15 protein-coding genes and 1 pseudogene are annotated in these 15,124 nt (G+C 35.5%); 7 read left to right on the top strand and 9 right to left on the bottom strand.

What is annotated here, in order from left to right:
- Positions 1-60: 60 nt before the first annotated feature.
- Both GGG_RS0103850 and GGG_RS0103845 read right to left on the bottom strand, forming a co-directional pair.
- Positions 61-363, bottom strand: coding sequence for a type II toxin-antitoxin system RelE/ParE family toxin (locus GGG_RS0103850; protein WP_010112418.1), 303 nt, complete (start codon positions 361-363; stop codon positions 61-63).
- Positions 360-674, bottom strand: a complete 315-nt coding sequence (locus tag GGG_RS0103845) for a type II toxin-antitoxin system Phd/YefM family antitoxin (protein WP_010112417.1) — start codon at positions 672-674, stop codon at positions 360-362. The genes GGG_RS0103850 and GGG_RS0103845 overlap by 4 nt, the downstream gene beginning before the upstream one ends.
- Before the next feature lie 142 nt (positions 675-816).
- Between GGG_RS0103845 and GGG_RS21310 the strand changes: the two are divergent.
- A pseudogene (locus GGG_RS21310) lies at positions 817-951 on the top strand (sulfite exporter TauE/SafE family protein); the annotation flags it as partial.
- Between the two features lie 184 nt (positions 952-1,135).
- Positions 1,136-1,477 carry a hypothetical protein gene (locus GGG_RS0103835; protein WP_010112416.1) on the top strand — a complete coding sequence of 114 codons (342 nt, stop codon included), beginning with the start codon at positions 1,136-1,138 and terminating at the stop codon, positions 1,475-1,477.
- Positions 1,478-1,700: 223 nt separating this feature from the next.
- Here GGG_RS0103835 and GGG_RS0103830 read toward each other — a convergent pair whose 3' ends face one another.
- A complete protein-coding gene (locus GGG_RS0103830; RefSeq protein WP_010112414.1) occupies positions 1,701-2,279 on the bottom strand; it encodes a 1-acyl-sn-glycerol-3-phosphate acyltransferase in 579 nt (192 codons plus the stop codon).
- A 162-nt stretch (positions 2,280-2,441) separates the two neighbouring features.
- Positions 2,442-2,780 carry a hypothetical protein gene (locus tag GGG_RS0103825; RefSeq protein ID WP_010112412.1) on the bottom strand — a complete coding sequence of 113 codons (339 nt, stop codon included), beginning with the start codon at positions 2,778-2,780 and terminating at the stop codon, positions 2,442-2,444.
- Positions 2,781-2,968: 188 nt separating this feature from the next.
- On the opposite strand from GGG_RS0103825, the gene GGG_RS0103820 reads away from it, so the two are divergent.
- Positions 2,969-3,457, top strand: a complete 489-nt coding sequence (locus tag GGG_RS0103820; RefSeq protein ID WP_010112411.1) for a copper resistance protein NlpE — start codon at positions 2,969-2,971, stop codon at positions 3,455-3,457.
- A 438-nt stretch (positions 3,458-3,895) separates the two neighbouring features.
- Here the strand turns inward: GGG_RS0103820 and GGG_RS0103815 are convergent, their stop codons facing one another.
- A complete protein-coding gene (locus tag GGG_RS0103815) occupies positions 3,896-5,497 on the bottom strand; it encodes an isocitrate lyase (protein WP_010112410.1) in 1,602 nt (533 codons plus the stop codon).
- A gap of 662 nt (positions 5,498-6,159) precedes the next feature.
- On the opposite strand from GGG_RS0103815, the gene GGG_RS0103805 reads away from it, so the two are divergent.
- The 3 genes from GGG_RS0103805 (at position 6,160) to GGG_RS0103795 (ending at position 10,456) form a co-directional block, all read left to right on the top strand.
- A complete protein-coding gene (locus GGG_RS0103805) occupies positions 6,160-7,149 on the top strand; it encodes a LysR family transcriptional regulator (protein WP_010112409.1) in 990 nt (329 codons plus the stop codon).
- Positions 7,150-7,291: 142 nt separating this feature from the next.
- Positions 7,292-8,614 (top strand): hemolysin family protein, encoded by a 1,323-nt coding sequence (locus GGG_RS0103800; protein ID WP_010112407.1) that lies wholly within the window; start codon positions 7,292-7,294, stop codon positions 8,612-8,614.
- 498 nt (positions 8,615-9,112) lie between these two features.
- The gene (locus tag GGG_RS0103795; protein WP_010112405.1) at positions 9,113-10,456 is read left to right on the top strand and encodes a CitMHS family transporter; all 1,344 of its coding nucleotides are present in this window, start codon (positions 9,113-9,115) and stop codon (positions 10,454-10,456) included.
- A 158-nt stretch (positions 10,457-10,614) separates the two neighbouring features.
- Here the strand turns inward: GGG_RS0103795 and GGG_RS0103790 are convergent, their stop codons facing one another.
- Positions 10,615-11,127, bottom strand: coding sequence for a hypothetical protein (locus GGG_RS0103790; RefSeq protein ID WP_010112403.1), 513 nt, complete (start codon positions 11,125-11,127; stop codon positions 10,615-10,617).
- A gap of 314 nt (positions 11,128-11,441) precedes the next feature.
- On the opposite strand from GGG_RS0103790, the gene GGG_RS0103785 reads away from it, so the two are divergent.
- Positions 11,442-12,452, top strand: coding sequence for a zinc-binding alcohol dehydrogenase family protein (locus GGG_RS0103785; RefSeq protein ID WP_010112401.1), 1,011 nt, complete (start codon positions 11,442-11,444; stop codon positions 12,450-12,452).
- Between the two features lie 97 nt (positions 12,453-12,549).
- On the opposite strand, the gene GGG_RS0103780 is transcribed toward GGG_RS0103785, so the two are convergent.
- The 3 genes from GGG_RS0103780 to GGG_RS19455 all read right to left on the bottom strand — a co-directional run.
- Positions 12,550-13,542 (bottom strand): NAD(P)H-quinone oxidoreductase, encoded by a 993-nt coding sequence (locus GGG_RS0103780; protein ID WP_010112399.1) that lies wholly within the window; start codon positions 13,540-13,542, stop codon positions 12,550-12,552.
- A 310-nt stretch (positions 13,543-13,852) separates the two neighbouring features.
- Positions 13,853-13,933, bottom strand: coding sequence for a 3'-5' exonuclease (locus tag GGG_RS21305; RefSeq protein ID WP_227500480.1), 81 nt, complete (start codon positions 13,931-13,933; stop codon positions 13,853-13,855).
- Positions 13,934-13,943: 10 nt separating this feature from the next.
- Positions 13,944-15,124 (bottom strand): UvrD-helicase domain-containing protein (locus GGG_RS19455; RefSeq protein WP_010112397.1); only part of this gene is annotated, 1,181 nt, incomplete at its 5' end.

Here is a 15,124-nt window from a genome sequence, read left to right as displayed (position 1 = left end):
TAAATAAGTTTGATTGTTCAAGATATACTGAATAGCGCTTTAAACCCGTCATAAAAATTATTAATATTCAAAATTTCTTTGCGTTCTCAAAATACGCAGAATGATAACTTGTTTTTTATCCTGATCAATCAGGAATGGTGCTCGATATGGTGTCCCCACCACAATAAAATCTCGCACTTTCCTACCATTCGTAAGATATTTTTCACGTACACGATTTGGATGTGTTGTTAAGGTATCTATTTTTCTTGTAATGTCTAAATAAAATGATTCAGCTTGTATCTCTCCCCATTCTTTCATACCGTAAATTAACATTTCTACCAAATCTTGCTCAGCTTCATTTGTATACACAATCTGATACATCATTTGTGCTTAGCCAATATCTCACGAGCTTTCTGCATAGCACGAGTATGTACAATATTTGCAGGTGTTAAGCGCTCAGGGTAAGTTTCAAGCGAATGGATGGCTTCCATAATTTTCTCTTCTTGCCCTTCCTCAAATGCCTCATGTTGATTCCTATCAAAAAGGCTTTCAAGATGAGTTCCTTTAACATCCTTCAAAGACACAAAAATCCCTACTGGTCGATTGTTTTTAGTCACGAGAACAGGCTCTCGTTGCATAGTATCTAACAATTCACCAAAACGTAATTTGGCATCTTTTGCGGTTATGACTTGCATAGTTACACCTATTTTCAAAAGTAGCTATTTTGTCTATTATGGTTACTTCATAAACCTTGGTCAATCAATATCGTAAACTAGAAATATACGACTCTGTGCGAATATGATTGCCCTGTTTTATGAAAAAGGTGTACAGGGTAAACCTTACTTTGCTGTTATTATTGTTACAGTGAGCATCCCAATTCTATTAGGCGCACAACGCTTTTATAAAATCTCTGAAATACAATTTAAAAGAATTGTGTTGAGTCTGCTCTTTGCATCAGGATACTTTTATTAGGTACTACGATTTTCATGTAAATATTTGCGGATATCAGTCAACATTGATTTTTAATTTTGACTTTTCAGTTGTGGAAACATTAAACAAATAATGTTTTGAATTTAAACATAACAATCAAATAAATCTGTTTATAAACATAAAATACGTATAAAATTTCACGATCCAATTCTTACACTTTTCAACGATGAAAACTTCGCTTTTATTCAGTGTCATCTTTCTTTTAACTGGATGTGTTATTGGCACTTCAAGCGAAATTAAAACTGCTGAAAAACTATTAAAACAATTCAAATGCAATAATATTGAAACCACAGAGCTTAGCCATAGTTCGATGACTAGCTTCCATGAACACTCACTTGCTGTGAGTAAAGAAAAAGCGACATCGTATGTGGAAAGTTATAAGTCTGGTAATGAATTATTTAAAATTCCTTTAGATCAAGTTGTACAGCAACAATATGATGTGTATAAATCAGCTTGTGAGTCTTTAGGTGGTGTACAACAAACAGAAACTGAAAATATACCACATTAAAATATTCAGTTTTTTTAACACCTAAAATGAGCATCTTAGATTAGCATTTCAAATACGTGGTTTAACCTGCTTAGGCTATTTTAGCGTTTGAATACGCCCCGTTCCGAATTTTTGGGGTAAAAAATATGGGTCAGTGTAAAACTTAACGCTGACCCTTATAAAAAAGACTTATTCTTATGATTTATATTACTTTTTAAATCAAAATTCAAACAACTTCTATTACTTATATAAAACGTGTATCTACGCTAAATAGATCCGGATGTTTTGGATTAATTTCTGCATAAAATGCCATGATTTCAGCCATATCCTTTTCATAATCTCCTGTAGGATAGACTATTTTACCAATACCCGTTTTTTTCTTCGCATAATCCATATACGCCAATGCAATTGGAACACCTGCGCTGATTGCGACGTGATAAAAACCTGTTTTCCAGTTTTCTTGCTTAGAACGCGTACCCTCAGGGGTAACTAACATGACTAATTTAGGATGAGTTTTAAATAGATCACTCATCAATTGCACCATGCTTGGTCGTTCTTCACCTTCTTTTTTCACACGACGATCAATCCCAATTCCGCCCATTGCACGTACAAAAGGGCCAAAAGGTAATTTCATATAACTGTCTTTAATGGTCAGACGAACATTAACGCCAAGCGCCTTTAATGCCAAGCGTGCGTAAAGTGCATCCCAATTACTCGTATGTGGTGCTGCAATCATGACGCATTGATCGATGGTTAAATCCCAATGATTGTCAATTTCCCAACCCATCAACCCCAAACTTTGTTCAGCTAATTTTTCGAACACAATACACACCAACAGATAAAATTTGCTGCGAATTGTACCAATGCACACTGAATAAAAAAGCTACTTTTGGCGAATAAAACAGCGATTAATATATAGGTGTATAAAATACAATGGACATTATTAATTATTTACAAATCAATAAAATAAATGAATTTTCACATGCTAATTATTTGATCTTAAAAAATACTGAATCCAATGTTTTTCTCTACAATGATTATCAAAATGTATTTTTTGCGGTTGAATCATAGGATTGGAATTATCAATCACCTGATAAGCAATCCAACTTTCTATACATGCTTCAACGAGCATAGCTTCACTGTCATTTTCAATGGTTTGCTGAAGGCGTGTGCCATCTGAAAATTCAAATATTTTAACGGTTTTATGAATTTGTATCGCTTGATCATTTTCAACAACAGTTGAATCGGTCAAACATTTCATTTGAAGGGAATCATGGTTAAGTTGCTGATTTATACGAGCAACATATTCTGCTAAATGGGTCATAAATTAGAAGATAAAAATTGCATATACATCAATTAGCAATAATTTGTGAAAAAATCCAGCCTTACTACATATTATATCAATTCATTACATGATTCTTATGTTGCTTAAAACATAGGATTTATATGCTAAAGTGAACTCAACCTGCTCTATTTTCGTAATTTTTTAATTTAGTCATATTGGTGAATATAATGAAGAAAACAGTAATAACGCTATCTGTTGCCACTTTACTCCTGACAGCTTGTGCCAAACCTACACATAATGCCGCTGAAGATATTCAAACAACACCACAAACTCAAGCTGCTGCAGAACATGAGGCTGCAACACCTACTGTAGATTCTGAACACAATGCACAAACGAGTTTAGACTGGGCGGGTGAATATACAGGTTTATTACCATGTGCAGATTGTTCTGGTATCGAAACAAAGCTCGAACTAAAACAAGATGGCACTTATGCACTTTCAGAAATCTATCAAGACAAAGGTGATGGTAAAGCATTTGAATCACAAGGAACATTCAGTTTTGATTCAACAGGCTCTATTATTACTTTGGATGAAAATGCTGAACAGCGTAAATTCTTTGTAGGTGAAAACTTTATTGAAGCTCGTGAATTCGAAACGGGTGAAAAAATTAATAGCCCACTTGCAGATCATTATAAATTGCACAAAGAGTTAAAATAAGCTGAGTTCGAGATAAGATATGTTCCCAACTATCTGATACGCGGGAACGTCAGTCGCATTGTTCGAGGCCGGGCTACATCTGTAATATACTGTTTTTGCGATCTATTTGGTACTTGATAGTATTTGTCGAGTTGGCGACTGACAAATGGTTTTGCCTACTTTTCCCGAAAGAAAAGTAGGTCGAACCGAAGGTTAATCCTTGCATTTGACTTTTAAACGGTAAGACTCCGTTGTGTCTGATCTATCTTTTCAATAACTTACACCAAAATTTATCCCGAACTGACGTTAAAATAAGTGGAGACGATGGATTCAAATCTTAGAATATTTTAAATTCAGATTTTAGCGATTAGAAATTGATTTAGGTTGCTTTAAATGATAAATATCTAGCCAATAAAAAACCCTGCTTATGCAGGGTTTTTTTGAATCATTCAGGAGGGATTAACCACCGAATTGGTTCATTGTGTTTTTAGCATCATCGTGCGCTTTAAGAGCGTTATCACCAGAGAAGATTTCTTTGTGATCATCACCGATGTCAGAACCAGCCATTGCTTGGTGTTTAACACATGCGATACCACCACGAATTTCTTTACGTTGTACGCCAGCAACATAAGCCAACATACCTTCAGAACCGAAGTAACCTTGTGCAAGCTCATGAGTAGAAAGCGCAGCAGTGTGGTAAGTCGGAAGTGTGATCAAGTGATGGAACACACCAGCTTCACGAGAAGCATCTGCTTGGAAAGTACGGATCTTAGCATCAGCATCAGCAGCTAATTCAGAAGCATCGTACTCAGCGCTCATTAATTTAGCACGGTCGTAAGCAGAAACGTCTTTACCTTCAGCAACCCAACGGTCGTAAGCTTGTTGACGGAAGTTTAAAGTCCAGTTGAATGATGGGCTGTTGTTATAAACAAGCTTAGCATTTGGAACTGTTTCTTTAACACGGTTAACCATGTGAGCGATTTCTTCAACGTTTGGCGTTGCAGTTTCGATCCAAAGAAGGTCAGCACCGTTTTGTAAGCTAGATACGCAGTCAAGTACAACACGGTCAATTTGAGTGTCAGCACGGAACTGATATAAGCCAGAAGCTAAACGCTTAGGACGGTGTAATTTACCATTACGTTTGATCAAGATTTCATCTTCTTGAGCATCAGCAATGTCAATTTCAGTTGTGTCTAAGTAGCTGATATATTGAGAAGCGATGTCACCTGGCTCTTTAACCACTGGGATTTTTTGAGTCAAGTCAGCGCCTTCAGAGTCAGTACGCGCAACGATGATACCGTCATCAAGACCCATTTCTAAGAATGCATAACGTAATGCATGGATTTTAGCGATGAAGTCTTCATGTGGAACTGTTACTTTACCAGCTTGGTGACCACATTGTTTAGCATCAGATACTTGGTTTTCGATTTGAAGCGCACAAGCACCAGCTTCGATCATTTTACGAGCAAGTAAGTAAGTCGCTTCTTCGTTACCGAAACCAGCGTCGATGTCAGCAATAATTGGCACAACGTGAGTTTGGAAACCGTCGATTTGAGCAGTGATTTCAGCAGCTTTAGCAGTATCACCAGCTTCTTGAGCTTTTTTAAGCGCACGGAACAAATCGTTTAATTCTTTCGCATCAGCTTGACGTAAGAAAGTGTAGATTTCTTCGATCAATGCAGGTACTGAAGTTTTTTCGTGCATAGATTGGTCAGGAAGTGGACCGAATTCTGAACGAAGAGCAGCAACCATCCAACCAGAAAGGTAGATATAACGACGTTCAGTTGTACCGAAGTATTTTTTGTTCGCAATCATTTTTTGTTGAGCGATGAAACCGTGCCAGCAACCTAATGATTGAGTATATTTGCTAGAATCAGCATCATAAGCCGCCATATCACGACGCATAATCGCAGCTGTATATTTAGCAATATCTAAACCAGTTTTGAATTGGTTTTGCATTTGCATACGTGCAGCATCTTCTGGGCTGATATCGCGCCAAGTGCTACCGAATTTTGCTTTTAATTCGCGGATTGCATCAATCGCTGTTTGATATGTAGACATGATATTTTCCTGTAATAATATTAGGATTTCATCAATCGAAGGGCCTAATCCGCTCGCTATTTGATTGTTCAGACTTCGAGCACTTCGTTGTTATGGGCCTAGCTTAGTTTGACTACACCAATTAATCCAATATTCTCAGTTAATTTTCAGTATTTATTTAAAAAATATGTAGATCAAAGTCGTATTATAATCACCAGTGAATCTCATAAGATTTTATTTATTAACACTTTTATTTATTTCCATACTTTTACAATGTGTTTGAAAATAGTCCATTCCTTTACTTTTAAGGTCATTAGACTTAAGTCTGAACCTGTAACAAAATAACTCGATTGGCTCATTTTTAGCGATATAATCTGCGATTATGACGAGAATCCAACCGAATGCTTGATTTAAATTGATTTGAATCTCATCAAAAAAGATCAATACATTTAACAATTAGGTTCGATTTGTCAGATTTATGAAAATAAGATGACTTAAGACATGAGTTTATGGCTGTATGAATAAGTCTGATTTTCAAGTTGTCTCTTTAGCTTCAGATGAAATTTATAATGAATAAATTAAAAAAATAACATGATGTTTTTTTCATCTGCTTTGCACACAAGACCATTTCCTTATGGCATAATTCAAAATGATTTCAGAATTTTATTTTCGGTATTTATTTTATGAATCTGGAGCGGGTCGACCTTAACCTTCTAATTTACCTTGATGTTCTTCTACGTGAAAAAAATGTAACTCGTGCAGCAGAGCAGTTAGGCGTTACCCAACCTGCAATGAGTAATATTTTACGTCGTTTACGTAACTTATTTAATGATCCACTTCTGATCCGCTCATCTGAAGGAATGACTCCAACAGAACGTGCTTTAGAATTACAACCTCGTATTCGTGATGCACTGTCCGACTTGTCCATGATTTTGGAACCGCGTACAGAGTTTCGACCTTATACATCCAATCGTGTGTTCCGAATTATGACTTCTGATTATGCAGAAGCAACTTTGGTACCTCGTTTGGTGAAAGCATTACGTTCCGAAGCACCAAATGTCGTTCTAGACTTCTTAACACCAAGTGATGTGTCTTATCGTGACATGGAACAAGGTAAAGTTGATTTAGCGATTAACCGTTTTAATGAAATTCCACAAAGTTTCCACCAAGTCTTGGTCTGGCGTGACAGTTTTTCATGTTTATTGAATAATAAACACCCTGCTGCAAGCAATTTAAACCTTAAAAGCTATTTAGATGCACAACATATTTGGGTTTCTAAAACAGGTATGGGCGTTGGTTTTGGCGTCAACCCTGAAAAACAAGCGGGTTTGGGATGGATTGATCAAGCTTTAGAGCGTATCGGACAAAAACGTAAAATTTCTGTATTTACGCGTCATTATCAAATGCCTGCACTTTTGGCATCCAATGTTGATTTGATTGCAACATTACCGACACGTATTGCTCGTTTACAAGCCAAAAGCCAAAATCTACTGATTAAAGATCCACCATTTTATATTCCTGAATTTGAATTAAAAATGGCATGGTGTCCTTTACTTCATCATCACCCTGCGCATCGTTGGTTAAGACAATTAATCCTCTATGTTGCACGTCAAATGATTGAAGAAGAAAATCGGGAATTTATGCAGAATAATTCGCATTTTTCTCAGTATTAATCGCAATTATTGTTAAATTCTTATCATTTCAAGATTATACTAATTCCAAGTCGGTAGTGAGTTACTCACTACCACCTTCTTTTATATGTTAAGTTATTGTATTAATAATATCTCATTATAATGATGATCCACAGGTGGATACGTGAGCCTCTTCCAGAATATCGTAATCATCGTCATTCTCATTGCAGGAGCAGGTTTTTTATCTTTAACCGAAATCGCACTGGCTGGTGCGCGTAAAGTTAAATTAAAAATTCTTGCAGAATCAGGCGACGAACGTGCGCAAAAAGTCTTAGATTTACAGCAAAATTCAGCGAACTTTTTTGCTGCCTCACAAATTGGCTTGAATGCTGTCGCTATTCTTGGCGGTATTTTAGGTGAAGGTGCATTTAGACCCTATTTCTTTGAATTGGTTTCTCGTTTCTATGTCGGCGATTGGGCTGAAACAATCAGTTTTGTTCTGTCATTTACTCTAGTCACATCACTGTTTATTCTTTTTGCAGACCTCATGCCAAAACGTTTGGCCATGATTGCACCTGAAAAAATTGCTGTATCTGTCATCAATCCAATTCAAATTTTTATCATCATCTGTAAACCTTTAGCATGGTTTATCAACGCAATTGCCAATATGTTATTTCGCTTATTTAAAGTGAATACCACACGTGAAGACAATATTACCTTTGATGATATTTCTGCTGTGATGGATGCAGGTGCGCAAGCAGGTGTTTTACAAAAGCAAGAACATCATTTTATTGAAAATGTATTTGAACTCGAAGAACGTAACGTCCCATCGAGTATGACCACTCGTGAAAATGTAGTGTATTTTACCCTCAAAGAATCTGAAGCGAGTATTCGTCAGAAATTGGCTGAATACCCATATTCTAAATTTTTAGTCTGTAGTGAAAATATTGATGATGTGATTGGCTATATAGATGCTAAAGATATTTTAGTACGTATTCTCAATAATCAATCTTTACTACAGTTGAATGAAAATACCATTCGTACCGTTTTAACCATACCAGATACTTTAACGCTTTCTGAATTATTAGACCGTTTTCGTTCAACCAAAGAAAAATTTGCCGTCGTAATCAACGAATATGCCTTGGTTGTCGGTGTCATTACTCTTTCAGATATTATGATCACCGTAATGGGCGATTGGGTAACTCCGATTGATGAAGAACTGCAAATTATTAAACGCGATAATAATTCATGGTTAATTGAAGGCAGTACGCCTATTGAAGACATGAAACATGCCTTAGCCATTGATGAAATGCCTGATGAAGAAAGCTATGAAACCCTTGCTGGCTTTATGATGTATCAATTACGAAAAATCCCTAAACCTGCGGATACAGTGATTTTTGGCGGTTATAAATTTGAAGTGGTCGATGTTGATCATTTTAAAATCGATCAGCTTTTAGTGACTCGTTTACTTGAAAGACCTGAACTCGAGTCAACGGAAGAATCTTAAAGCATTCTCTATTTTAATTTTATTGTTAAATTCGTATTTTAAAAACCAAGCAAATGATATTGCTTGGTTTTTTAGTTTTATGATCATATTCATTCAAAATATATGCGCTTTGGATCATCAAACTGTATTGTCAGCACACTTTTTTATGAGAGGCGATACAACAAACCTCCCTAATCAAAAGCCTTTCCAGCACATAAGCAATTTTTGAATAACGATATATAAATTTTAGAAATGCGACAAATGTTTAAAAAGTACAAATTAAAACTAATTAAAATTAAAAATGTTTAAAATCAATTTATTAATATTATGCACCAATTTGGGATCGAAATTTGATGGCAAATATAAATCTATGTTTCTTAATAACTATTTATTTAATAAATAATAGTAAATTCAATATTTTTTTTATATATTTCCATTTTGTTTATAACTCTTTAGCATCACTCACCACCAGAACAAAAAAGACTTTGCCTAGTAAAAGTCTGACTCAAGGATTGAACCATGTTAACCGTATTAGGTTTGGGCATGATCTTGTGCTTTATGTACTTGATTATGTCTAGACGAATGACTCCACTTGCCGCTTTAACACTTATTCCTATTTTATTTGCTCTCATTGCTTACGGTCTTAGTTTTTACGTCGATAGTTTGGCGCACATTGAACTTAAAGAACTCGGTGAAATGATGCTTGAAGGTGTGAAAAAACTTGCACCTACTGGCGTCATGTTACTTTTCGCTATTCTTTACTTTGCCATCATGATTGATACAGGTTTATTTGACCCTTCCGTCAAATTCATCCTTAAATTGGTGAAAGGTGATCCGCTGAAAGTTGTGATCGGTACAATTACGCTCACAATCATTGTTTCTTTAGATGGTGATGGTTCAACCACCTATATGATTTGTGTTGCAGCAATGCTTCCACTCTACAAACGATTAGGTATGAGTCCATTGATCATGGCATGTTTAATGATGCTCGCCAGTGGAATCATGAACTTAACCCCTTGGGGAGGCCCGACCGCACGTGCTGCCAGTGCCTTGCATGTAGATCCAAGTGATGTATTTGTACCGATGATTTTACCGATGGTGATCGCAATCGTTTGGTTGTATTTCCTAGGTTATATGTATGGTCGAATGGAACGTAAACGTTTGGGGATCGTTGAACTAGACATTAGTCATGGCGATGATATTCAAATCTCGACTAACCCTGAAGCTAATCGTGCACATTTAAGATGGTTTAATGGTTTATTAACACTCGGATTAATGATCTGTTTGGTAAAAGGCGTATTACCAATGCCGATTCTATTTATGGTCGCACTATGTATCGCATTAGTCGTGAACTATAAAGACATCGACATGCAAAAGAGTTTAGTTGCTCACCATGCGGGCAGTGCATTGAATGTTGTCGGCATTATTTTTGCGGCAGGTATTTTCACTGGTATTCTGTCTGGTACAGGTATGGTTGATGCTATGTCTAAGGAATTGGTCGCGATTATTCCTGATAGCATGGGACCTTACTTAGCACCCATTACAGCGATTGTGAGTATGCCACTCACCTTCTTTATGTCGAATGATGCATTCTACTACGGTGTATTACCTATTCTGTCTGAAGCAGCAAGCCACTACGGCATTACGCCAGTTGAAATGGCACGTGCTTCTATTGTTGGTCAGCCTGTACACTTACTTTCACCATTGGTTCCTTCAACCTATTTATTATGTGGTTTGGCGGGGATTGAATTTGGACAACATCAAAAGTTTGCAATCAAATGGGCAATTGTGACCTGTCTAGTGATGTTAGTAACAGCGTTGGTGTTTGGTATTTTCCCACTATATTCAACACTGGGTTCTTAATATCTTTGATATATGAATCAATAATTGTCTTGTCCTAAAATATGTAAAAAAGCACCATTCAATGGTGCTTTTTTTGATGCTGTTGCCTATTTTAAAATAGGTCTAATACATAGAGTAGCAATGTATTTCCTCAGCTAAATTGATGTTTAATTAAAAACTTAATTACCACCATAAAGATGAATCAATTGATCAAGTACCGCTTGATAATGAATTGAAATATCATCTGCTAAAATTTTATAAGCACTGTCGAACTGAACCATTGGCCAACCTTCTTTCCAAAACGGAAAAATATTGTGCAAATCACGGGTTACCGTTGCATCTTCACGAATAATTGCTTGCGCAACTTGCGATAAAACCTGTGCAGTTTCAGCGCCATCAATCGCTAAATAATCGATACCACGTACTTTTAAAATTCGGATACGATCTTTTTTATAACGAATTTTTTTCGCCTGAGCTTCATTTAAATCTAAAGCCAAAGACACAGCTTCAACAAACTTCTCTTCAAAGCTGTCATGCAATGCAACCAATGCGCGTTTATGTGCTTCTTGACGCCCTGCTTTTCCACCATCACGAATGATTTTTTGTGCTTCGACATCCAGTTCATCCGATTTCATCGATTGTAGAACGTCTAAAATTTCAATATCACTTAATGATGAAGAAGAATCTGTCATGGGAGCCTTAAAACAATGAGATAAATAGAATGACTATTTTCGCATAATTTTAAAATTAAATCAGAGATAATACAGATAATGTTACGCTGACTGGATAAAGCAATCTCCACTTCAATAGTTGATCAAAATTTAAAGTGAATAGTGTGAATGAGACAAACGACAAAAGATGGAAATTATTCGGCTAAGTTATTTGATTCCTATTGTTCGAAAATTAAATTATTTTTCACATAAAATATATGGGTACACAATTCTGCACTTTCTAAGTCATTCAATTTTTGCTATTCATTATTAGACGATAAAAATGGAGAAATCGAATGAAAGCAGTTGCCTACAAGAAACCTTTACCTATTTCACAACCTCATGTTTTTTCAGATATTGAAATAGAAAAACCTACTGCAACTGGACACGATCTTTTGGTAGAAGTAAAAGCCATTTCGGTGAATCCTGTCGACATTAAAATGCGTCAACGTACTTCAAGTGAAAATGAAGCGTGGAAAATTTTAGGGCATGATGCAGTAGGTATCGTTCGGGCGGTAGGTGAACAAGTTCAACACTATAAAGTCGGTGATGAAGTCTTTTATGCAGGTTCAAATCAGCGCAATGGTTCGTATGCAGAGTTTCAATTGGTCGATGAAAGAATCGTTGGCTTAAAGCCAAAAACACTCACCAATGCCGAAGCTGCTGCCCTACCATTAACTTCAATTACTGCATGGGAAATGTTATTTGATCGTCTAAAAGTACAAGAATCTACAGATTTAAATGCCGTTATTTTAGTGATTGGCGCTGCGGGTGGGGTCGGTTCGATAGCCGTACAACTTTTAAAAACATTGACCAATCTTAAAGTCATTGCAACTGCTTCACGTCCTGAGTCCAAAGCATGGTTAAAATCCATTGGTGCGGATTATATTATCGATCACCATCAGCCCTTAGAACAGCAAGTGCTTGATTTGAATATTGGCTTACCTGATTTTATTTTTTCAATTACAGGTACAGCGGGTTATACCCAGTCGATTGCTAATTTAATTGCGCCACAAGGCCACTTTGGCTTGATTGATGACCCTGATAATTTTGTCATCAATCCTTTTAAAATCAAATCTGTAGCAATTCATTGGGAATCTATGTTTACCCGCTCTACATTCCAAACTCATGATATGCCACGCCAAAGACAGATTTTAAATCATCTCGCTGAATTGGTTGATCAAGGCAAAATTAAAACTACTCTTTCTGAAAATCTAGGTTTGATTAATGCTGAGCATATTGTGAAAGCACATACGCTGATCGAGAGCGGGAAAAGTATTGGAAAAATTGTACTAGAAGGTTTTTAGGCTTTATTTAAAGATTGTTAATCTAAAATAAACTCCTCGTTTCAATTGAAATGAGAAGTTTATTTTGGATCATAAATCAGCTAAATATGTATTGTATTTAAAGTACTTCAACCACAACTTTACCAATGTGTTCACCAGTATCCATACTCGCATGTGCGTCTTGGATTTGATCAAATTTAAAGGTTTGATAGATCATCGGTAAACATTCACCTTTTGCCCAAAGCGGAGCAACTTGTTGTTGTATGCCTTGTGCAATCTCAGCTTTTTCCGCAGTAGTACGTGCGCGCATGGTTGAACCTGTGATTGTCAATCGTTTCATCATGATTTGACCAAGTGAAATCTCTTTGGCTTTTGCACCAGCTAAGAAAGCGATATAAACCAAACGACCATCACGGCGCAGTAAGTTTAAGTTCTTTTCTAAATATGGCGCACCAACCATATCGAGAATGACATCCACGCCTTCATTGTTGGTCTTTTCTTGAATAACTTTTTCAAAATCTTGAGTTTTGTAGTTAATAGCATCGGTTAAATCGGCGATTGCTTGGACTTTTTCATCTGTACCCACAGTTGCAAAGGTCTTGATACCAAAGGCTTTACATAACATCAGTACCGTTGTACCAATCCCACTTGCACCACCATGTACCAATAGTGTTTCGCCTGCTTTTGCTTTCGCCATTTGGAATACATTTGCCCAAACAGTGAAGAATGTTTCTGGTATAGCCGCAGCTTGGACAAAGCTTACACCTTCAGGAATGGTTAATGTCTGACTTTGCGGAACGACACAGTATTCTGCATAGCCACCACCATTGGTTAAACCACAAACTTTGTCACCAACTTTAAACTGGGTGACATCTGCACCAACTGCTTCCACGATTCCTGCAACTTCTAAGCCTGGTACTGGGGTCACGCCTTTAGGCATTGGGTATAAGCCTTGGCGTTGTAAAATATCAGGGCGGTTAATACCAAATGCATGTACTTTTACCAAGATTTCATCCGCTTTTGCTTGCGGGATTGCAACCGTTTCATAAGCGAGTTTATCTACGCCACCGGGTTCTGTAATGATGACGTGTTGCATGGTTGCTTGTGACATGGTTCGCTCCTATTTCTTTCAATACTTTTCAAGTTTTATGTATAGAAACATAAAACTTTGTGGCTTTGAAGAATAGTGGACTTATGTATGAAAGATTTAAATATTTTGGGAATACAAATGATTAGAGAGTGAGCTGATTAATTGCAACTAATCTAATGAATTTGAATTTTTAATTTCCTAGAAACATATTCTAGATAGGGTTAGAAAAACAGCATAACCATCTTAGATAGAGTTAGAATAAAATTTATTTATAAAATTACCATCACTCGCTTTCTAGCTCTTGTTAAAGCAACATAAAAATTATTTCTCTCTAGAATACCCTTATAATAAAAATCATCTTTTTTAATATTACATTATCAAACTCAAGCCCTTTAGAAGAGTGAATAGTCATAGTCACATGATTATTTGTATTTTACAAAAAAATTTTTAGTAATATCTAACTTTTCTAAAAAAATATAATTTTTAAAAACCTCACCCTTAAAGTCATCATAATTTATCATATCTAAAGCTTCATTAAGAAATCTATCATCTTCAGTTTTTATAAATTCATTTAGATTCCTTCTTAGAATTTCTACATCTTTATTTACCATCCCATCTATATCAATATTTAAGTCATCTTCTAGATTATATACATAATAGTTTCTCTGAAATTTCATTTTTAATAAAGAAATTACCACTTTCTTTATATTCTCATTAACACCTATATCAAAAGATAAATCTTTTAGTATTGAAAACTTACCATCATAATCTATTAAGCTTTCATTAGTTTTCTTTAAAAAAACAATTGTTTCATATTTTAACTTACGAACAACACTAGTCAGTTGGTTTTCTTTAATTATTATATAACCCTCCCCACCATTATGCTTATCAAACTCTGGAAAAGCATAACTATTGGCAATTTCATTAACTATAGAATGACATCTAAAATTCCTATTTAACACATAATTTTCAAACCGTTCATCTTTAAAATAACTTAAAAACCTATCAGCATTTGCTCCTCTAAATGAATATAAAGTTTGATTTGGATCACCAACCATTAAAATCTTAATTCCACATTTTATAAAAATATCTATTAGTTCATATTGCTGGAAATTATTATCTTGTGCCTCATCAATGTAAATTGCATGAAATTTAGATTTTATAAAGTTTAATAAATTTTTCTTTTCACACAACTTTATAGCATGTTGCAACACAAAATCATTTATCCCTTTAGATCCTAAAATTATTTTTTTATTATATAAAATATTTAACCACTCTGAATATGTATCCGCATGTTTACGGAATGATTCCTCTAATTCACCTACAATTCTTGCATCAAAAGGGAAGATATTTTCAAATATAAACCCATGAAAGGTTGAAATTATAATAGAATCCGTTTTAATTTTATCAGTTAAATCATTTTTAGATTTGTTTGTAAAAGTGAGAATTACTATTTTCTTCCATGCATGGCTGTACTTTATTTCCCTATTTGCTTTTTCAATCAAAGTAGATGACTTTCCAGCTCCTGCACAGGCAGAAATTATTATATTATTCGAGCGGCTATCTAAAATTAAATTTTGTTCAGAAGTAAAATCTAATTCAA

Origin of the sequence: Acinetobacter sp. P8-3-8 (assembly GCF_000214135.1) — a bacterium.
GTDB lineage: Bacteria > Pseudomonadota > Gammaproteobacteria > Pseudomonadales > Moraxellaceae > Acinetobacter.
This window is presented reverse-complemented; position numbering and strand designations above follow the sequence as displayed.

Coding starts and splice junctions, on each gene's coding strand:
- GGG_RS0103850 (WP_010112418.1), bottom strand. CDS start 363: ATGATGTATCAGATTGTGTATACAAATGAAGCTGAGCAAGATTTGGTA.
- GGG_RS0103845 (WP_010112417.1), bottom strand. CDS start 674: ATGCAAGTCATAACCGCAAAAGATGCCAAATTACGTTTTGGTGAATTG.
- GGG_RS0103835 (WP_010112416.1), top strand. CDS start 1,136: ATGAAAACTTCGCTTTTATTCAGTGTCATCTTTCTTTTAACTGGATGT.
- GGG_RS0103825 (WP_010112412.1), bottom strand. CDS start 2,780: ATGACCCATTTAGCAGAATATGTTGCTCGTATAAATCAGCAACTTAAC.
- GGG_RS0103820 (WP_010112411.1), top strand. CDS start 2,969: ATGAAGAAAACAGTAATAACGCTATCTGTTGCCACTTTACTCCTGACA.
- GGG_RS0103815 (WP_010112410.1), bottom strand. CDS start 5,497: ATGTCTACATATCAAACAGCGATTGATGCAATCCGCGAATTAAAAGCA.
- GGG_RS0103805 (WP_010112409.1), top strand. CDS start 6,160: ATGAATCTGGAGCGGGTCGACCTTAACCTTCTAATTTACCTTGATGTT.
- GGG_RS0103795 (WP_010112405.1), top strand. CDS start 9,113: ATGTTAACCGTATTAGGTTTGGGCATGATCTTGTGCTTTATGTACTTG.
- GGG_RS0103790 (WP_010112403.1), bottom strand. CDS start 11,127: ATGACAGATTCTTCTTCATCATTAAGTGATATTGAAATTTTAGACGTT.
- GGG_RS0103785 (WP_010112401.1), top strand. CDS start 11,442: ATGAAAGCAGTTGCCTACAAGAAACCTTTACCTATTTCACAACCTCAT.
- GGG_RS0103780 (WP_010112399.1), bottom strand. CDS start 13,542: ATGTCACAAGCAACCATGCAACACGTCATCATTACAGAACCCGGTGGC.
- GGG_RS21305 (WP_227500480.1), bottom strand. CDS start 13,933: ATGACTATTCACTCTTCTAAAGGGCTTGAGTTTGATAATGTAATATTA.